This is a genomic window from Nitrosospira sp. Nsp11 (genome assembly GCF_900142705.1).
In the GTDB taxonomy this organism is placed as follows: Bacteria; Pseudomonadota; Gammaproteobacteria; order Burkholderiales; family Nitrosomonadaceae; genus Nitrosospira.
The window spans coordinates 1-20959 of record NZ_FRBV01000010.1 but is presented as its reverse complement, the minus strand read 5'-3'; the positions used below and the strand labels follow the sequence as shown (position 1 = coordinate 20959).

Sequence of the window (20959 nt, the reverse complement as noted above, 5' to 3'; positions counted from 1 at the left end):
ATAGGTGAGCCGACATGTCTTCTCCAGTGAACGATCCCACTCAAATTTCATTACCGCTATTACCGTTACGCGATGTCGTCGTCTTTCCGCATATGGTAATTCCTCTTTTCGTTGGAAGGCCCAAGTCCATAAAGGCGCTGGAAATCGCCATGGAATCTGGTAAAAGCATTTTGCTGGTGGCTCAAAAATTTGCGGCCAAGGACGAACCGGCGCCGGAAGACCTCTACGGCGTGTCCACCGTTGCAAATCTGCTGCAAATGCTTAAATTGCCGGACGGTACTGTCAAAGTACTTGTAGAAGGCGGCCGCCGTGCGCGGATTATCAATGTAACCGACGATGGCACGTATTTCTCCGGCCAGGCTGCATTGCTACCTCCGGATGCTGTGGATAACCATGAGGTTGAGGCGATGCGGCGCGCGATGCTGGCGCAATTCGACCAATACGTAAAGCTCAATAAAAAAATTCCTCCCGAGATACTGACTTCGCTTAGCGGCATAGATGAAGCAGGGCGTCTTGCTGATACGATTGCTGCTCATTTACCCTTGAAACTTGAGCAAAAGCAGGAAGTACTGGAAATCTTTGATGTACCCAAACGCCTGGAACATCTGCTCGGATTACTGGAAACCGAGTTGGATATACTCCAGGTGGAAAAACGCATTCGTGGGCGAGTCAAGCGTCAGATGGAGAAAAGCCAGCGGGACTACTACCTCAACGAGCAGGTGAAAGCTATCCAGAAGGAGTTGGGCGAGGGCGAAGATGGCGCTGACCTGGAAGAAATCGACAAGAAAATACAGGCAGCCCAGATGTCGAAGGAAGCTCGGGCGAAGGCAGAGGCAGAACTGAAAAAACTTCGGTTGATGTCGCCAATGTCTGCGGAGGCCACGGTCGTCCGTAATTATATCGATGCGCTGGTCGCGCTGCCTTGGAAAAAAAGGAGCAAAATCAGTAAAAACCTCAGTGCTGCCGAGGTAGTGCTTGAGCAAGACCATTATGGGTTGGAGAAGGTCAAGGAGCGAATCGTCGAGTACCTGGCTGTGCAGCAGCGGGTGGATAAGTTGAAAGCACCCATACTTTGTCTGGTAGGCCCTCCCGGAGTAGGCAAAACTTCGCTGGGCCAATCCATTGCGCGTGCCACCAATCGCAAATTTGTGCGGATGTCACTGGGCGGTGTTCGTGACGAGGCCGAGATACGTGGCCATCGCCGCACTTATATTGGTTCGATGCCCGGCAAGATCCTGCAGAATATGACTAAGGTGAGTGTCAAGAATCCCTTGTTTCTACTGGATGAAGTGGACAAGATGGGTATGGATTTTCGTGGCGATCCCTCATCCGCGCTTTTGGAAGTTCTTGATCCTGAACAAAATAATTCTTTCGTTGATCATTATATCGAGGTTGAGTACGATTTGTCCGACGTCATGTTCGTGGCTACCGCGAACACGCTGAATATACCGCCGGCGCTGCTTGACCGCATGGAGGTAATAAGGCTGTCGGGCTATACCGAGGACGAGAAACTGAACATTGCAATGCGCTATTTACTGCCTAAACAGATAAAAAACCACGGTTTGAAGGAAAACGAACTGGCGGTATCCGAGTCTGCCTTGCGCGATATTACGCGCTATTACACACGCGAGGCCGGTGTGCGGGCAATGGAACGGGAGATCTCGAAAATTTGCCGTAAAGTCGTGAAGGCATTATTGCTGAAAAATGATCAAAAGAAGATTACGGTCAGCGGGCGGAATCTCGACAAATATCTGGGCGTAAGGCGCTACACGTATGGCGTTGCTGAAGAAAAGAACCAAGTGGGACAGGTTACGGGGCTGGCGTGGACCGAAGTGGGGGGCGAACTATTGACCATTGAAGCTGTGGTGTTGCCCGGCAAGGGAAAAACCATCACAACCGGAAAATTGGGTGAAGTGATGCAGGAGTCCGTTCAGGCCGCCCTCTCGGTAGCGCGCAGTCGTTCACGAACCTTGGGTATCGCCGACGATTTTTATCAGAAGAACGACATTCATATTCACTTGCCGGAGGGCGCGACACCCAAAGATGGCCCGAGCGCAGGCATTGGCATCTGCATTGCGATGGTGTCGGCTCTGACCGGTATTCCAGCTCGGGCGGCTGTCGCAATGACAGGGGAGATCACGTTGCGCGGCGAGGTTCTGCCTATCGGCGGCCTCAAGGAGAAACTGCTGGCGGCACATCGTGGCGGCATAAAAACGGTACTGATCCCGGAGGACAATGTCAAAGACCTGACGGAGATTCCGGAAAATATTAAAAATAGACTGGATATTCATCCGGTTAAATGGATAGATCAGGTGCTGGAGTTGGCCTTGGAGCGCAAACCGGAACCGCTTCCCTCCGCCTCACCCGTATCCGGTCCTGGTCCCGTTGCGGCCGAAGGGGGCGTACCTAGCGTTGTTATCAAGCACTAGGATGATGTCTGCCTCCTGTCAGTCGATGAGGCAGACATCAAGCTGTATAGACAATTTTTATTTTCGGCCTTTCATTTTGGATAAGATTCCTGCGGAAAATTTGGTATGAAACGTTCTCTGAAATATTTTTACAATTGCTTGACCAAGCACAAGCGGCTTGATATAAAACCGATTGCAGGGTTTTTGTAACTCTTTAACAATAACGAAAGGGGAATCACGTGAATAAATCTGAACTTATCGATGCCATCGCCAAATCATCCGACATTTCCAAAGCCTCCGCGGGAAATGCGCTGGATGGTGCATTGTCTGCTATTAAAGCGGCTTTGAAAAAAGGCCAAAGTGTAACCCTGGTTGGATTCGGAACTTTCAAAGTGGGAAAGCGCGCCGCCCGCACCGGGCGAAATCCCCGTACCGGCGCAGCTATTAAAATTGAAGCTACGAAGGTGCCGAAATTCAGCGCTGGCAAGGCGCTCAAGGATGCAGTAAACTAGCATTCTTTAGATGGGGTGCTTAGCTCAGTTGGTAGAGCGTCGCCCTTACAAGGCGAATGTCGGCGGTTCGACCCCGTCAGCACCCACCAGCAGCTGTTTGATCGTTGGAGTGGTAGTTCAGTTGGTTAGAATACCGGCCTGTCACGCCGGGGGTCGCGGGTTCGAGTCCCGTCCACTCCGCCAGATTTTTGCCTAAACCAGGGCGAACGCAAGTTCGCCTTTTTTATTCATTTTCTGTCCCTCAATGTTTGATTTTGTCCATAAAAAAAGACGTATAGTTCAGGTCATTCTGGCGCTCGCCACGCTGCCATTCCTGTTCTGGGGCCTCGAATCATATCAAAGCAAGGAGGGCGAAGATCAAGTTGCGCTCGCGGCCGGCGAAAAGATCCTTCGCCAGGAATTCGATCAGGCCGTGCGCAATCAGAAGGACAGCATGCGGGCTTCGATGGGAGAGGGCTTTAACGACGCGCTGCTGGATAAGCCCGAAGTGCGATCTGCAATATTGGAAGGACTGATTCAGCAGCGCTTACTGAAACATGAGGCATCTCGTGTGGGATTGGCTGTGCCGGATGCCCAGCTTGTGGAAACAATACAAAATATCTCTTCATTTCAAGAAGACGGAAAATTTTCCAAGCCGCGCTACGAAGAACTGCTGCGTGGACAGGGGCTAAGTCCGCAAGCATTCGAAGCACGGGTGCGCCAGGAACTGATGCGCCAGCAGTTGATCGCGCCCTACAGCGAAAGCGGCTTCATTTCCGATACAGTAGCGGATCGGGTTCTTCGGTTGAGTGAAGAAAAGCGTGAAGTTAGTCTGGTTCAAATACAGCCAGAGAAGTTTCTGGGCCATATTAAGCCTGATGATGCGGCCATCAAGGCATACTATGACAGTCACCAAGCCGACTTTCAGTTGCCGGAGCAAGTACGGCTCGAGTATCTGGTGTTATCCCTGGATGAGCTGATTAAACAATCGAATGTCAGTACTGATGAAGCAGAGAAATATTTTAACGAGCACCGGGCCGAATTTGGGCAACCGGAAGAGCGCCGGGCAAGCCACATACTTCTGAGCGCGCCTGCCACGGCGCCGGATTCGGAAAAAGCCGCGGCGCGCGCCAAAGCTGAGCAGCTGCTTGTCGAAATTAAAAAAGCGCCGGAACGCTTTGCGGATCTTGCCAGAGAATATTCTCAAGATCCGGGTTCGGCGGCCAAAGGGGGTGACCTCGGCTTCTTCGCACGCAATATGATGGTCAAGTCTTTTGAAGACGCGGTTTTTCAGATGAAACAGGATGAGATCAGCGGGGTGGTCGAGACCGATCACGGCTTCCATATTATCCAGCTTTCCGCCATAAAGAACGCAGAACCGGTCAGTTTTGATAAGGTAAAAAATCAGGTCGAGCAGGAAGTGAAGAAGCAGAAAGCCGAGAAAGCTTTCGGTGAAATGGCGGACGACTTCAGCAATATGGTATATGAGCAGAGTGATAGCCTGCAGCCTGCCGCCGAAAAATTCGGCTTATCCATGCAGCAGAGCGACTGGACTGGAAGAAGTGGCGGCCAACCACCCTATTTCAATAACGAAAGGCTGCAGCAAGCGGTTTTTTCGGACGACGTCATCAAGGACAAACGCAACACAGAAGCAATCGAAGTTTCGCCGAACACGCTGGTTTCGGCGAGACTATTGAATTACCGACCAGCGACTACGCTCTCCCTGACATTGAAGGATAAAATTGCCGGGCTTATCGCGCGGCAGGAAGCTGCCAAGGCGGCCATCAATGAGGGAAAGGAGAAGCTCGCGCAACTGCAGGAGGGCAAAGATGGGGTCGTTAAGTGGGGCGCTACCCAGGAGATTTCCCGCAAAGAGCCCCATGGTCTTGACAACGAAACCCTGCGGGCGGTTTTCAAGGCCGACGCTACGAAACTTCCCTCCTATACCGGGATTGCGAATCCCCAGGGCGGTTTTACCTTGATTCGTGTCGAACATGTCACCAAACCAGCCCCGCCTGAGGCGGATCAACAACAAGCTTTTGCCAGGCAATTGCAGCAATTGGTCGCGCAGGAGGAACTCTCGGCTTATTTGGCCGGGGTCAGGAAGCGGTACGACGTCTCCGTGAGTAACGAGAACCTGGAGAAGTAGCAGAAAACAAGCCGTTATCAGCGGCTACATGATATCAAACGCGACTGTGTTAAACCCTGCATCGACATGGGTAATCTCGCCGGTAATACCGCTTGCCAGATCGCTGCACAGAAATGCCGCGACATTCCCGACCTCCAGAATGGAAACATTACGCCGTAACGGTGATACCTTTTCGGTATAGCTCAAAAGTTTTCCGAAGTTGCCGATCCCAGCCGCTGCCAAGGTTTTGATCGGACCTGCTGAAATCGCGTTGACCCGTATCCCCTTGGGACCAAGGCTGGAAGCCATGAATCGCACATTTGCTTCAAGGCTCGCTTTGGCTAATCCCATCACATTGTAATTCGGCATTACCCTTTCTGCACCTAGATAGGTGAGCGTGAGAAGTGAGCCGTTTCGGCCTTGCATCAGCGGTGTGCCGGCTTTCGCCAGCGCAGTGAAACTGTAGGAGCTCACATCATGGGCTATGCGGAAAGCCTCACGATTTACGCTTTCGACATAATCCCCATTCAGTGCCTCGCGTGGAGCAAAGGCAATAGAATGAACGATACCGTCAAGACCGTCCCAATGTTTCCCCAAATCATCGAAACATTGCGCTATTTCGTTATCATTCGAAACATCGCATGGAAAAAGTAAATCGCTGTCAAACTCTGCGATTACTTTTTTAACCCGCTCGCGCACCGCTTCTCCCTGATAAGTAAAAGCCAGTTGCGCGCCTTCACGATGCATTGCTTTTGCAATGCCGTAGGCAATGGAACGATTACTCAGTAGTCCGGCGATGAGAATGCGCTTATCGGCAAGAAGTGTCATGTAATATACCTTACGAAGTTGAATAGCTGAATGGTTTTGGATCCATCCGGCAATTGGTACTGGCAGCGAGCATCTAAAGGACCGAATGACACGAAAAGCTGTTGCCGGTAGGCGCGTCAAGCTGAAAAAAGCCGGTCCATTGCCGGACTTGGGATTATAGCTTCAAGTCTTTCATACTTGTAAAATCATCAAATGCCGCCTGGGTACCGATCAGCTTTCCCCAATCGCTGTGCTATATAATTACATCAATGATAGCTGTGCTTACGATATCGAAACACGTCTGGGTTTTGCAAACGGGGAGCATGACAATCGCTTCTCAGTATGAAATATCCCAAAAAACGGTAAGTCCAAAAGTCAATGGCGCATTCCGCCTGGTAGTGGACCTTGGCAAAAACCTGTCGCAACAGATCGTCCAGTATCTGTCCATGCGCTATCCCTTGTAATCTACGGTAAAATTGTGTGTCCATCACGTTACACGTCATGGTATGACCATTATGTTAGTAGCGAACCACTGCCTCTTTCTCGGCGGTACTCATGAGTTGTCCTTCGCCCGATCTTGCCGAAACCGTTCCGCCTGGAGGAGTTATCCGACGACTCCCTAAATACCTGCTGGCGCCGCTCGTCGTTTTTATGTGCGCCTGTAGCGGCAATCCATGGAACAATCCCTATCCCGCCTCCGACGCCGAAAAAAACATCCTCTATGCTGCCTTTGCAGAGCGCCCAAAGCATCTGGATCCGGTGCAATCTTATAGTTCCAACGAAATTCTTATGACAGCGCAGATCTATGAACCGCCATTGCAATATCATTATTTGAAACGCCCCTACCAGTTGATCCCATCAGCGGCGGCGAGAATGCCGGTGGCGCAATATTTCGACAAGAACGGCGTACGTTTGCATGACGATGCCGATGCAGAGAAAATCGCGCATACGATTTATGAAATTTCCATCCAGCCTGGTATTCGGTATCAGCCTCACCCTGCCTTTGCCAGAAACGAGCTGGGAGATTATAGCTATCATAATCTCACCGCTGAGGCTCTAGCTGATATTCATAAACTGGGCGATCTTCGAGATACCGGTTCCCGCGAGTTGACTGCCGAGGATTATGTTTTTCAGATTAAGCGGCTGGCACATCCCAGGCTGCATTCGCCCATTTTTGGCTTGATGTCCGATTACATTGTTGGACTGAAGGAATATTCGGCGACGCTACAGGCTGCCGCCGACGCGCAGTTCAAGAAGGAGGGCAAAGATGCTTATCTGGATCTGAGCAGTTATCCTCTCGAGGGCGCGGAGGTGCTGGGTCCTTACACCTATCGCATCAAGATCAATGGGAAATATCCGCAATTCATGTACTGGCTGGCAATGCCTTTTTTTGCCCCTATCCCTTGGGAAGCAGAGCGCTTTTACAGCCAACGCGGATTATCGGAAAAAAATATCACCCTTGACTGGTATCCAGTCGGCACCGGACCTTATATGCTCACCGAGAACGATCCGAACCGTGTGATGATACTGGAGAAAAACCCCAACTTTCATGGTGAGGCTTATCCGTCTGAAGGTATGCCGGGTGACGCGGTAGCGGGTTTGTTGAAGGACGCGGGAGAGCCGCTGCCTTTTATCGACAAAGTGATATACAGCCGGGAAAGGGAAAGCATTCCCCGCTGGAACAAATTCCTGCAGGGCTATTACGACGCATCCGCAATCGGGTCCGATAGCTTCGATCAGGCTATCCAACTGACAGGTGGACAGGGCGAAGCAACGGTAACCGAGGCGATGAGAGCGCAGGGTATTCGCCTGGAGACTGCGGTGGCGGCATCCACGAATTACCTGGGCTTCAATATGCTGGACCCGGTAGTGGGCGGAACGGATAAAAAAGGACGTGAGTCCGCCAGAAAGCTGCGCCAGGCTATTTCGATCGCGGTTGATTATGAAGAGTATGTTTCGATATTTGCCAATGGTCGTGGCATTCCCGCGCAGGGACCTATTGCGCCCGGCATCGCTGGACATCGCGAGGGTAAACAAGGAATTAACCCGGTAGTGTATGACTGGGTGAACGGACGGGCGCAGCGAAAGCCAATTGAAGCGGCCAGAGAATTGCTGGCTGAGGCAGGCTATCCAGGCGGGATGAGTAGAAAGACAGGTGAGCCGCTGGTGCTTTATTTCGATGTCACTGCCCGCGGGGCCGAGGACAAATCCAGCCTCGACTGGATGCGCAAGCAGTTTCAGAAACTCAACATCCAGCTCGTGGTTCGAAGTACCGACTACAACCGTTTTCAGGACAAGATTCGCAAGGGCAATGCTCAAATTTTCGAGTGGGGCTGGAATGCCGACTACCCTGATCCGGAGAATTTTTTATTCCTGCTGCATGGCCCTCAGCAGAAAGTCGGTAACGAAGGTGAAAACGCCGCTAATTACTCCAACGCCGAATATAACCACCTTTTCGACCATATGAAGAATATGGAAAATGGCCCCAGGCGTCAGCAAATCATCGACAGGATGGTCGATATTCTTCGTCACGACGCGCCCTGGCTCTGGGGTTATCATCCCAAGGACTACGGGTTGTATCACTCATGGTATGGCAATGTTAAGCCGAACAGATTATCAAACAATAATGTCAAATATCTTCGCATCGACGCCGGCATGAGGGACCAGAAGCGGCGCGAATGGAATAAGCCGGTATTGTGGCCGGTCGGTGGAGGATTGATCCTGCTGGCTGTCAGCCTGCTTCCGGCCGCGATCGTTTATCGCCGCAAGGAGCGAAACGCCGGTATAAGGCGTGCCGGGCCAAATGAAGATATCGAGGTCAAGCGCTTAAATGCTTAATTACATCGTAAGGCGGGTGCTTTACGCTGTCCCCATTCTCATCGGCGTCAACCTGATTACCTTCACCTTATTCTTCGTAGTGAATACACCCGACGATATGGCGCGGATGCAACTGGGCATCAAGCGTGTCACGCCCGAGGCTATCAACAAGTGGAAGCAGGAGCGCGGCTATGACAAACCGCTGATGTTTAACCATGCAGAGGATGGGCTTGCAAAATTTACGCATACTATTTTTTTCGAGAAGTCCGCTGCCATGTTCGCCTTTCGTTTCGGCCCCGCCGACGACGGACGCGACATTGCCCATGAAATCAGAACACGGATGGTGCCCAGCCTGGCTATCGCGTTGCCGGTATTTTTGTTGGGGCTGGGCGTTTATATCGTTTTCGCGCTGACAATGGTTTTTTTTCGGGCTACCTACGTGGATTTCTGGGGCGTGGTATTATGCGTCGCGCTAATGTCGATCTCCAGTTTATTCTATATTATTGGCGGACAATTCCTGATCAGCAAATTATGGCATCTGGTGCCGATTTCTGGATATGGGCAGGGGCTGGATGCCGGCAAGTTCCTGATTCTTCCGGTTATTATCGGCGTGATTAGCGGCGCCGGAGCGAACACGCGCTGGTACCGTACCATTTTTCTGGAAGAAATGGGCAAGGATTATGTCCGCACCGCCCGTGCCAAGGGCCTGCCGGAAAGTTTCGTGCTGTTCGGACACGTACTCCGAAACGCCATGATTCCGATACTCACGGGGGCAGTGGTGGTGATCCCCCTGTTATTTTTAGGTAGCCTCATTACCGAATCATTTTTCGGTATCCCCGGCCTGGGCAGCTATACAATCGATGCAATCAATTCCCAGGATTTCGCGGTAGTGCGGGCGATGGTTTTTCTGGGATCATTGCTTTATATCGTCGGCCTTATATTGACGGACATTTCCTATACCTTGGTCGACCCCAGGGTAAGGCTGGAATAATGCTGCTCCGGTAAAACCATACATGGCTTTCAAACCTGTAGTTCTCTGGACAGATGCGCTGATCTATCTGCTTGTGGCAGTAGTACTCCTGTTTGTCTGGCATGTGCGGCGAAACCAGCACCTTCTTGTGCCATGGCGGCGCGTAAGCCATAGCGCGAGTGGTATGGCAGCTCTCACGGTATTAATGTTCTTTATCATTATCGGGCTACTCGATACGGTGCATTTACGTCCCGCAGTGGGAAACGCCAACGACGGCGCCCGTGAGCAGGCTTACAGCGTGGAAGTGCTGAGTTTGCTCGATCTGATCGCCACCCCCCTGCGCGTACGTGTGGAAAAGACCTACTCAGCGCCGTTTGCCGCGCACCTATACGCTCGAGAAACAGTGGAGTTCCCGGATGGCAGGCAGACACGGGAATTTCCCCGACTGAAATTTGGCGGGGCGCATTTGCAGGATCCCGAAGCGCAGCTTATCACCGACGTTGCCTTGAGAGCGGGAGCGGGCGGAGGCTTGGGGCTACTTGTCTGGAGCCTGCTGTTAATTTTACTGGGCGCCTTGGTGGCGCGCCGCAGCGGTGAGACATTCATATCAGCGCTTTCCGCCATCAGGCGTGGCACTACCGCAATTCCCTGGAACGCGGTAGCCATCGTACTCTTGCTGATATTATTGCTGTGCGGCGCGGCCCTAACATTATGCGGAAACTACCATATATTAGGTACCGACAAGGTAGGACAGGACGTTTTTTACCAGTCGCTCAAAAGCATCCGTACCGGACTCGTGATCGGAACACTGACTACGTTGATGATGCTTCCTTTTGCGCTGCTTCTGGGTATTACAGCAGGCTACTTTCGAGGTTGGATAGATGATGTGATTCAATATCTCTATACGACACTCAGTTCAATTCCGGGTGTTTTGCTCATCGCGGCGGCAGTATTGATGATGCAGGTTTACATCGAGACCCGCCCCGAGCTGTTCGATACGATCGCCGCGCGGGCTGATCTGCGCCTGCTGTTTCTCTGCATCATACTCGGGGTTACGAGTTGGACCGGCCTGTGCCGTCTACTGCGCGGCGAGACATTGAAGTTGCGCGAAATGGAGTATATTCAGGCGGCTCACGCGTTTGGTGTTTCCCATTGGCGCATTATCAGCCGGCACATTCTTCCTAACGTAATGCATATCGTGCTCATTACGACGGTTATGGATTTCAGCGGCCTCGTCTTGGCGGAGGCCGTATTGTCTTACGTCGGTGTCGGGGTTGATCCGTCGACGATTAGTTTTGGAACCATGATCAATGCGGCACGGATGGAGATGGCGCGTGAACCGGTGGTATGGTGGGCCCTGCTCGCGGCTTTCAGCTTTATGTTTGCGCTGGTATTGAGCGCTAATCTATTTGCCGATGCAGTACAAAATGCGTTTGACCCACGCGTGAGAACCTTGTCGGCAAAAATTGGAACATTGAGGCGCAAAAAACTCAGGAAAGCGCCGGAAGGCAAAGCTGTTTCCGCCGGGATCGAAGATCCTTTTTCGTCATGAGCGCCGTGCTGCAAATCAGCAACCTGGAAACCATTCTGCATACGGAGGCAACACTGGTTCGGGCTGTGGACGGGCTTACGCTGCAAGTCATGAGAGGCGAGACTTTCGCCCTATTGGGCGAGTCCGGCTGCGGCAAGTCCATGACTGCGCTGTCCGTTATGCGGTTACTGCCAGAAATAGGCGAAATCGTAGGGGGCTCTGTCAAGCTCGATGGAGAGGACCTCCTTCTGCTGCCGGAGACCGTGATGCGCAGCATTCGCGGAAAGCGTATCAGCATGATTTTCCAGGAGCCGATGCTGAGCCTGAATCCAGTAATGACCGTGGCGCAACAGATTGGCGAGGTCCTGCGGCGGCACTTCAACCTACGCGGCGCGGTTGCGCAAAAACGCATACAGCAAATTTTGAATGAGGTGGGAATACCAGACGCATCACAGCGCATGAACGAATACCCTTTCCAGTTTTCGGGCGGGATGAAGCAGCGAATGATGATAGCAATGGCGCTGGCGGGAGAACCGGAACTCCTCATCGCCGATGAGCCGACTACTGCGTTGGATGTCACCATTCAGGCCCAGGTACTCAATCTCATGCGTGATTTGCAGCAACGTGAGGGGATGGGTATCCTGCTGATTACTCACGATCTCGGTGTGGCGGCAGAAATGGCGCATCGAGTGGGAATAATGTATGCCGGCGAAATGGTAGAGACGGCGACGCGCGAAGATTTTTTCCGCGAGCCCGCGCATCCCTACTCGCGAAAATTACTTGCTTCGCTGCCAGGGCGGGATAGACGCCGGCAGGGCTTGCGGTTGGCCGCGATCAGCGGAAATGTGCCGCCATTGTCACGCGAATTCGTAGGTTGCCGGTTTGCCGACCGCTGTGATCAGGCTTGGGGATTATGTCACGATGTGGCGCCGGGGTGGGCGGCGTTGGCTGGCGAACACCACGTCAGATGTCATCTTTTTAATCAGAACCTGGGGTCACGGGTTAATGAGCAAGGGCAGCAAGGGTCAAGGGGTGCAGAACCGGAAGCCCTGACTCTAAACTCCGGGCTGAACTCCCGGCCTGCGGATGAGTCCAACACCCAGATCACATCGCTGACTCCTGAATCTCGTGTTTCCCATTCATGCTTATTATCCGCCAATGATCTGAAAGTTTACTTTCCCATCCGTAAGGGCTTGATGAAACATGTGGTGGGCCATGTCAAGGCGGTAGATGGCGTTTCACTGGAAATCGGCCTGGGCAAAACGTTAGCGTTGGTGGGAGAATCGGGCTGCGGGAAGACGACAGTCGGTAAAGGTATCCTGCAATTGATCCCGCTCTCTGGCGGCAGTGTCCGTTATAACGGGCTCGAATTGGTTGGGTTGGAACGCAAGCGGTTGCGGAAATTACGCTCCGAATTCCAGCTTATATTTCAGGACCCGTATTCATCGCTCAATCCGAGGATGCGCATCGTCGACATTATCGAGGAGGGCATGAATGCCCTGAATGTCGAAGACGACAGCAAAGCGAGCGACGCGGAGCATCAGCCTGATATCGTGAAGAGGCATAAAGTCGATGCCTTGCTGGAAAGTGTCGGGTTGCCGCCAGAAGCAAAATGGCGCTATCCACATGAATTTTCCGGCGGCCAGCGCCAGCGTATCGCCATCGCACGTGCCTTGGCCGTTAACCCCAAGCTGATCGTGTGCGATGAACCTACCAGCGCACTGGACGTATCGGTTCAAGCCCAGATTCTGAACCTGTTGAACGAATTGCAGGACAATCTGGGATTGGCCTATCTATTCATTACTCATAATATTTCCGTAGTGGAATATCTCGCGGATGAAGTGGCGGTCATGTACCTTGGAAGAATTGTAGAACGCGGGAGCGTGGACGAAGTCTTGATCAGTCCCAGGCATCCATATACTCAGGCTCTGATGGCGGCGATTCCTGTGATCGAGCTTGAATCGAAACGTCATATTATCCGACTTCACGGAGACCTTCCTTCACCCGCCAATCCGCCGGCCGGTTGTCACTTTCATCCTCGTTGCCCCCACGTCATGCCAATTTGCCGCGAAGTTTACCCAGCGACAAGCTCATTCAGCCCGACGCATACCGCGCACTGTTATCTTTATCCCCAGGAACTAGACTCAGCAGCGCACCTCGAATCACAAGCATAAGGAAAATCTCATGATGGTCGGTCAGCAAGTGGCGCGGCGTCGCACGTTTGCCATAATTTCTCATCCGGATGCCGGTAAGACGACGCTTACCGAGAAGTTGCTGCTGTTTGCGGGCGCCATTCACATCGCAGGCAGCGTCAAGGCACGGAAGGCGAGTCGCCACGCCACTTCCGACTGGATGGAGATCGAGAAGCAGCGAGGAATTTCGGTAGCCAGTTCAGTGATGCAGATGGAATACCGCGATTGCGTCATCAATCTCCTGGATACGCCCGGCCACCAGGATTTCTCCGAGGACACGTATCGTGTTCTGACCGCCGTTGACGCCGCGCTGATGGTGATTGATGCCGCCAATGGTGTCGAGGCCCAGACACTGCGTCTGCTGGAGGTGTGCCGTGCACGCAAAACACCCATCCTCACTTTCGTGAATAAAATGGATCGCGAAGTACGTGAACCGCTCGATCTTATCAATGAAATCGAGCAAACGCTGGGCATGGCGGCAGTGCCTTTTACCTGGCCGATGGGTATGGGTCGCAGCTTTAAAGGTGTATTCGACTTGGAGCGCGATAGCATGCGCGTTTTTCAGCCTGGATCGGACAGACTGGATGATGGAGACGAAATCATCAAAGGGCTGAATAACCCGGTGCTTGAAGAGCGTTTTGCGGATGGCGCCGCTATTATGCAGCAGGAAATCGAACTGATACGCGGCGCTTCACCCGAATTCAGCCATGAAGCCTTTCTCGCTGGCCGGCAGACCCCGGTATTTTTTGGCTCAGCCATCAACAACTTCGGCGTGCGAGAAGTACTTGACGCGCTGGTTAATCTTGCCCCGCCGCCCGGATCGCGTATGGCCTTGCAGCGGCAGGTGCAACCTGGTGAACCGAGATTTTCAGGGGTGGTGTTCAAGATTCAGGCTAATATGAATCCAGCTCACCGGGATCGCATCGCATTTGTGAGAATTTGCTCGGGCCGGTTCGATCGCGGCATGAACCTCAGGATTGTGCGTAACGGTAAGGATATCCGCACCAACGGCGTGGTGTCGTTTCTTTCCCAGCGGCGCGACTTGCTCGATATCGCCTATCCCGGCGATATCATCGGAATCCCCAACCATGGAACACTGCAGCTGGGGGATACACTGACCGAAGGCGAGCGATTGCAATTCACGGGTTTGCCGTTTTTCGCGCCCGAAATCTTCCAGACGGTCGAGCTCGCCGATCCGATGCGCAGCAAACAGCTCAAATTGGGACTGGCACAGTTGGGCGAGGAGGGTGCGATTCAGGTGTTTCGTCCTCATTGGGGCGGCACCTTGCTGCTGGGCGCGGTAGGCACTTTGCAATTCGAGGTGGTAGCACACCGGCTCAAGCATGAGTATGGCGTCGATGCCAGGCTCGCGCCTGCCAAGTACCAGTTGGCCCGCTGGGTCACCGCGGACGACTCCCGCGAGCTTAAGCGGTTCATCGATACCAACGCGCATCGGATAGCCTATGACGTCGTCGATGCCCCTACTTTCCTGGCTTCATATGGAGCGGAACTGAGCGTAGCCGAGGAAAGCTGGAAGCATGTTCAATTCCATCGAATGCGAGAGCATGCCGGGCTGTTATTCCAGACTCATCTCGACAGGTAAAATGATTTAACCTAAATCCGGTAGTAGCGCCCCCACCCGGAAGGTGAGCGTCAAATAATATGAAATATTGTTACTAATCATAACGCTGATCCATCAAATGAGCGTTCGACTACCGGATTAGGTTTAACGTTTAGTTGACTTCGGCAAGCAGCCTGCTGATCGCTTGCTGTGCCTGATGTAGATAACCGCCGCCAAACAGGTTGAGATGGTTCAGTATGTGATAGAGGTTATAAAGCGTTTTACGCGTTTCATAGCCGGAGTCAAGCGGATAGGCTTCTCGATAAGCGGCATAAAACGTTTGGGAGAAACCGCCGAAAAGTTCGGTCATGGCGATATCCGTCTCGCGATCCCCATAATATACAGCCGGATCGAATAGCACTGGCTGTGCTGTGTCATCAAAGCTGTAGTTGCCGCTCCATAAGTCGCCATGCAACAGTGACGCCACCGGTTGCGGTCCTGGAAAAAAGAAATGAAGCTTCTCCAATATTTGCTCGCCCTGCGCCTGTAGCCTTCCGGTGTAGCCATTAACGCTGGCGAGCTGTAATTGATGGCCCAAGCGGTATCTACGCCAAAATTCAATCCAGTTGGAACAGGATTGATTGATTTGCGGCGTGGCACCGATCGTGTTATCGCGCGTCCACCCGAATTTTCCCGAGGTAATATGATGCATCGCTGCAAGCCCCGAGCCCAGGGCTGCCGCGCTGCCACGAGGCGCCCTGCCCATCTCCAGATATTCCAGTACCAGCCATGCCTCGGATGTATTTCTTCCCCAGCATATCGGGACGGGAACGCGGAGCGTGCGGGTATTGCTGATTTCCCGAAGACCCGCCGCTTCCGCGTCAAACATCGGCAGGCTTTCGGCATTATTCAGTTTGACGAAAAATCGCTGGCCGTTGCCTTCGATCCGATGCGTTTGATTGATACATCCGCCACCAACGGAAGAAATGGTTTCGACGGCGAATGGAATACCGGTGGTGCGACTGATTTGTGCCGAGATTTCAGACCAGGCAGGCATGAGTAGCAGGTGGCCACTTGAAGGGCCACTGTATCAGGATAGACATTTCCTTGCGCGCGCGATGGCGGCGCTTACCTGTGCCGGCGCCGTTCCGCCAATATGGTTGCGGCTGCTGACGGAGCCTTCCAGAGTCAGCACAGCGAAAATGTCATTCGCGATGAGTGGTGAGAATTGTTGCAACTCCGGCAGGGTAAGCGCGCTCAGGTCCCGTCCGCTGTCATCGGCAAAGCGCACTGCCTGCGCGACGGTTTCATGCGCTTCACGAAAAGGCAGCCCTTTTTTCGTCAGGTAATCCGCCAGGTCAGTCGCGGTTGCATAACCGCGCATCGCCGCCTTATACATTGCCTCCCGGTTGACACGAACCCCCGTCAACATGTCGGCGTAGATACGCAACGTGTCAATGAGCGTGTCTACAGTATCGAATAAAGGCTCCTTGTCTTCCTGATTATCCTTATTGTACGCAAGCGGCTGGGCCTTCATCAGGGTAAGCAGTGCAACCAAGTGGCCGTTGACGCGCCCCGTCTTGCCGCGTACCAGCTCCGGTACATCAGGGTTCTTCTTTTGTGGCATGATGGACGAACCGGTGCAGAATCGGTCGGCAAGATCGATGAAGCCGAACGATGGGTTCATCCATAGAATCAGTTCCTCGGATAATCGGGACAGATGTGTCATGATCAGTGCCGCAGCCGCACAGAACTCGATGGCAAAGTCCCGATCGGAAACCGCATCCAGCGAATTTTCGCAAACGCCATCGAACCCCAGTTCTTGCGCAACCCTGTCACGGTCGATCGGATAACTGGTCCCTGCCAGCGCAGCCGCCCCTAACGGCAATCTGTTTACACGCCTTCTGCAGTCGGATAATCGTTCGACATCGCGCTTCAGCATTTCAAAATATGCCATGAGATGGTGGCCGAAGACCACAGGCTGGGCCACCTGCAAATGAGTGAAACCCGGCATCACCGTATCAGTATGCTTTTCCGCGAGGTCCAGCAGCGCTTGCTGCATCGCATGGATGAGGCTGACAATGTCGTCGATTGAAGCGCGCAGATAGAGCCGTATATCAGTAGCCACCTGATCGTTGCGTGATCGCGCCGTATGTAGCCGCTTCCCTGCATCGCCTATGAGGGCAGTCAGGCGTTTCTCGATATTGAGGTGCACATCCTCCAGTTCCAGTAGCCAGACAAATTCGCCACTGCGGATTTCTTCCCGGATCTGGTCCAAGCCAAGTTGGATAGCCGCCAGGTCATCCGCGCCAATAATGTCCGTCGCCGCGAGCATACGGGCGTGAGCAAGAGATCCCTGGATATCGTATTCCGCCAGCCGCCGGTCGAAGCTCACCGAAGCGGTGTAGCGCTGCACCAACTGGGAAACTGGCTCGCTAAATCGGCCCGACCATGTGTTTATTTTTTTTTCAACCGGTGCGCTGATCTTTTTTGAGGCTGCCATTTGTTTCGCTCATCAGAATGGAAGGGCAAAGAAATACACAACCTTTCCAAGCCGTTCTTCGTTATCGTGTTAAAAAACGATGAGTATAAATCAAAAGATGTCTCTGAGGCCCTTCTATAGCCATGCGTTATAGCCAAGTAGATGGAAGTCTGTGATCTTCGGTATCCGTAAACAGGTCAGCAGGAAGTATTTCTTGTGGTGGTAAAAAGAATTATTCAGGCTCAGAACTCAAGCGGATCTATGTCCAATGTCCATCGCACTTTATAGCTGGGAAGTGCGTCAAGTTTTATCCGCCATCCGGCAAGGAATTCCTGCAATTTTTTACGCGACCTGCATTGTACTAACAGATAGCCGCGTTCCATTCCCTTCAGGCGTGCCATTGGCGCCGGAACCGGGTCGAATACCTCGACCTGCTTTGGCGCCTTGGCTAGTGCTGCCGCGCTAGCGAGAAAATCCAGCGCGGCAGCGATCCTGGGCGCTTCGGCGCGCAATAAAACCTGGTAGACGAATGGCGGGAACCCCGCCGTCCTTCTTTCCTCCAGCAGCGCTTGCGCGAGCAGATCGTAATTATGCTGCCGTAATGCTTGGTACAGCGGATGGTCCGGAAACTCGGTTTGAATCAGTACTTCTCCTGGAATATCGGCACGTCCGGCTCGGCCCGCGACCTGCATTAATTGCGCGAACAGGCGTTCCGAGGCCCGGAAATCCGTACTGAATAGCGAGGCATCGGAATTCAGGGTGACCACTAGCGATAAATTTGGAAAATCATGCCCTTTCGCGAGAATTTGGGTCCCAACCAGGATGTCGACGCGGTGCTCCTGAATGTCTTTCAGCATTCGCCCCCAGGCATCTTTTCGGCTTGTGCTGTCGCGATCTATACGCATGATCCGAGCGTCGGGAAAACGTTGGCCTAACGCGTCCTCCACCCGCTGGGTGCCGTGCCCGAAGGGGGCAATGTCCTGATCCCCGCATTCGTGACAGACGCCGGGAAATCGCTCCTGATGACCGCAATGGTGACAACGCAATTTTTTCTCGCGCAGGTGCACGACCAGGCGGCTGGCGCAGCGGTGACAGACCGCCGTCCATCCGCATGATTTGCATAGCAGTACCGGCGCATAGCCGCGCCGGTTTATGAAAACAAGGCTTTGCTGGTTTAACGCCAGGCATTTCTCGAGCGCGGCGATCACGGGCTCGGAAAAGCTTTCTTTGGTTTTTACAGCTCGGGTGTCTATACAGCGGACCATTGGCAGGACGGCGTTCTTTACTGCGCGCGACGGTAGCGCTAGCCTGAGATAGCGGCCAGACATGGCATTGTAATAACTTTCGAGCGACGGAGTGGCGGAGCCAAGTATTACCGGCACACCGGCATACTTGGCACGAAAGATGGCCACGTCGCGCGCGGAATAGCGTAAGCCATCCTGTTGCTTGAATGAGGCGTCCTGTTCCTCATCCACTATCAGCAGCCCAAGCTTTGGCAATGGCGTGAATACTGCCAAGCGAGTGCCCAATATTATTTCTGCATCGCCCTGTTGCGCTTGCAGCCAGGCGGTCGCGCGTTCGGAAGGGCTGAGTCCGCTATGGAGACTCACCAGCCTCACTGCGGGAAAGCGCGCACGGAAGACAGCCTCCAGCTGTGGCGTCAGATTGATTTCAGGAACAAGCACCAGCGTTTGCCTCGCTTGTCGCAACAGCAGCGAAATCAGTCGCAGGTATACCTCTGTTTTCCCGCTGCCGGTAACCCCATGCAGCAGCCATGTATTGAACGTATTTATTTTTGGAGCAATCACATCAATGGCGTTTTGCTGCGCAAGGTTAAGGACGGGCATCGGCGCAGTATTGGTAACGGAAGCTGAAGCTTCGAAAGGAATAATGGGTATTTCTTCAACCCACCGGAGCGCCACCAGTTCCTTCAGCGCCTTGGGAGCCCGCTGGGAAAATTGCTTTGCCTCACTGCCGGTCATCACACCCGATTCTCTCAGTTTTGCTAAAAGTCTTCGTTTGACGATACTGCGGGCCGGAATCGCTGAGGGGTCAGCGGCGCGCCCCGCTGTGGTGAGGCAATAGTGAAATGCAGATGGAAAATTTTGCGTAAAAGGTTTATTGCTGCGCAACCGGGTCGGCAGTCCATTCATGACCACCTCCCCCAGAGGATGATGATAGTACTCGCTACAGAAATGAAATAGATCGAGCAATGCCAGGGGCAGAGAGGGAATATCCCGGAATATATGGGTAATATGCTTGAGCTTGACGGGGTCCACAGAAGAGTGAGTAGTCACTTCCATAATCAACCCTGTCTTCGTATTTCTTCCGAAGGGAACGCTCACGCGCCTGCCGATATCTTGCGCCGTTATCTCGGTATCCGGTGCAAGATAATCGAACAGAATATTCAGGGGAACATCAAGCGCGACGCGTACGATGGGCATGCGGGTAAGAGTGTATTGAAAACGAGTTTGAGTTTATTGGCGTGCAAGAATCGTGGAAATACAGCATGCCAGGTTCTTGCTGATTCGGCGCAACGGCAGCTTGAACATTGAGCAGAGATCCGTCCGGCCCGCTTGATAAATAAACCTTTACGCGCATTCAATGTTGTTCTGCTCGTTTCTCGTCCATGGGGTTTTAGCAGCCTGTTTGGGCAAACTACAGAGGTCAAGAGGGGGCCAAAAAAATTGTAATCGCTGCGCGCACATCCAAACAAAGCATACCGTACTTGGAACAATTCAAGGCGGATATGATCCGTGGCATGAAAAGCGGTCATTCAAGGCTCATCCATGCCTAGCTATTACTTAAAATGTCGCATTTTTTACAGTTATTTGCGTAAAATTCGAGAATAAGTTACAAGTTATTGATATAAAATATATATAAATGCTGGCACGGGATATGCTTGCGGAAATAACAATGCACAGCCGTAGCAGAAGCTGAGCCGATGCTACTTATGCAGTTTTGCGGTAACAGACTGAATTCAAAATTTTACTTTTTTTAAGCTTCAAATAAAGATCAGCATGAGCGAAGAATGTATGTAAACCCCGACAAATTTGGCATGGAAATTGCTATACAAGATGCTCTATTGTAGTCCCGACAAACTGCTTGACTTAGGGCATCTTCGGGGATAGTCTTTATAGGGTTATGGGTATGTAACGTATTGGTAACACCGTATTCAGAAACGCAGGGATAGAGAAACAGATGAAACAAGTTGGACCGTATCGAGCAACACCCGCAGCATAAGCAACACCGGAAGTATCGAGCAACACCGGAAGTATCGAGCAACACCCGAAGTATCGAGTAGTAAACCAGACATAACGAGCAACACCAGATTGAAGGAAAGAAGGACGGCAACAAATTATCGAAGTTTCTACCGGCGTAGAGTAGTTCAGGAACAGAGGCAAGTTCAGGAACGGAAGGGGCAGGACAAGCCGGTAGAGCGCGCAGCACATGATCAACGCAACAGGAGGAAACAACATGGCAACAACACTAGGAACGTCGGGTCACGCCAAGGCAAGTGGTCGCGACTACGACATGTCGGAGTGGTATGACTCGAGGTGGTACAAATTCGG

13 protein-coding genes and 2 tRNA genes are annotated in these 20959 nt (G+C 52.6%); 11 read left to right on the top strand and 4 right to left on the bottom strand.

The features are described from left to right. The first annotated feature begins 14 nt into the window (after window positions 1–14). From lon to BUA28_RS11035, 5 genes are all read left to right on the top strand, one after another. Window positions 15–2429, top strand: coding sequence for an endopeptidase La (gene lon / locus BUA28_RS11055; RefSeq protein WP_072768184.1), 2415 nt, complete (start codon window positions 15–17; stop codon window positions 2427–2429). A 218-nt stretch (window positions 2430–2647) separates the two neighbouring features. Then, on the top strand, window positions 2648–2920 hold the full coding sequence (locus tag BUA28_RS11050; RefSeq protein WP_025041659.1) for an HU family DNA-binding protein: 273 nt from the start codon (window positions 2648–2650) through the stop codon (window positions 2918–2920). 13 nt (window positions 2921–2933) lie between these two features. Then, window positions 2934–3009: transfer RNA gene (locus tag BUA28_RS11045), tRNA-Val, on the top strand. Between the two features lie 17 nt (window positions 3010–3026). Further along, a tRNA-Asp gene (locus tag BUA28_RS11040) sits at window positions 3027–3103 on the top strand. Window positions 3104–3164: 61 nt separating this feature from the next. Next, entirely contained in the window at window positions 3165–5048 is a 1884-nt protein-coding gene (locus BUA28_RS11035) for a SurA N-terminal domain-containing protein (protein WP_072768183.1), read from the top strand. A 24-nt stretch (window positions 5049–5072) separates the two neighbouring features. Here BUA28_RS11035 and BUA28_RS11030 read toward each other — a convergent pair whose 3' ends face one another. Beyond that, window positions 5073–5855, bottom strand: coding sequence for an enoyl-ACP reductase FabI (locus BUA28_RS11030; protein ID WP_072768182.1), 783 nt, complete (start codon window positions 5853–5855; stop codon window positions 5073–5075). 302 nt (window positions 5856–6157) lie between these two features. Here BUA28_RS11030 and BUA28_RS15925 point away from each other — a divergent pair, with 302 nt between their 5' ends. From BUA28_RS15925 to BUA28_RS11005, 6 genes are all read left to right on the top strand, one after another. Next, on the top strand, window positions 6158–6298 hold the full coding sequence (locus BUA28_RS15925) for a hypothetical protein (protein ID WP_176767863.1): 141 nt from the start codon (window positions 6158–6160) through the stop codon (window positions 6296–6298). 187 nt (window positions 6299–6485) lie between these two features. Continuing rightward, window positions 6486–8672 (top strand): ABC transporter substrate-binding protein, encoded by a 2187-nt coding sequence (locus BUA28_RS11025; RefSeq protein ID WP_072768244.1) that lies wholly within the window; start codon window positions 6486–6488, stop codon window positions 8670–8672. After that, entirely contained in the window at window positions 8665–9642 is a 978-nt protein-coding gene (locus BUA28_RS11020; protein ID WP_072768181.1) for an ABC transporter permease, read from the top strand. Before BUA28_RS11025 ends, BUA28_RS11020 begins: the two co-directional genes overlap by 8 nt. Window positions 9643–9664: 22 nt before the next feature. Beyond that, entirely contained in the window at window positions 9665–11173 is a 1509-nt protein-coding gene (locus BUA28_RS11015; protein ID WP_072768180.1) for an ABC transporter permease, read from the top strand. Next, window positions 11170–13326: an ABC transporter ATP-binding protein gene (locus tag BUA28_RS11010; RefSeq protein WP_072768179.1), complete on the top strand. Its 2157-nt coding sequence runs from the start codon at window positions 11170–11172 to the stop codon at window positions 13324–13326. The genes BUA28_RS11015 and BUA28_RS11010 overlap by 4 nt, the downstream gene beginning before the upstream one ends. A gap of 10 nt (window positions 13327–13336) precedes the next feature. Further along, window positions 13337–14947, top strand: a complete 1611-nt coding sequence (locus BUA28_RS11005; protein ID WP_072768178.1) for a peptide chain release factor 3 — start codon at window positions 13337–13339, stop codon at window positions 14945–14947. Between the two features lie 130 nt (window positions 14948–15077). On the opposite strand, the gene BUA28_RS11000 is transcribed toward BUA28_RS11005, so the two are convergent. The 3 genes from BUA28_RS11000 to BUA28_RS10990 form a co-directional block, all read right to left on the bottom strand. Then, complete coding sequence (locus BUA28_RS11000; protein ID WP_072768177.1) at window positions 15078–15962, bottom strand: fructosamine kinase family protein; 885 nt, start codon at window positions 15960–15962, stop codon at window positions 15078–15080. A gap of 33 nt (window positions 15963–15995) precedes the next feature. Next, window positions 15996–17408 (bottom strand): argininosuccinate lyase, encoded by a 1413-nt coding sequence (gene argH / locus BUA28_RS10995; protein ID WP_072768176.1) that lies wholly within the window; start codon window positions 17406–17408, stop codon window positions 15996–15998. Between the two features lie 221 nt (window positions 17409–17629). After that, window positions 17630–19831: a primosomal protein N' gene (locus BUA28_RS10990; RefSeq protein WP_072768175.1), complete on the bottom strand. Its 2202-nt coding sequence runs from the start codon at window positions 19829–19831 to the stop codon at window positions 17630–17632. Window positions 19832–20959 lie beyond the last annotated feature (1128 nt).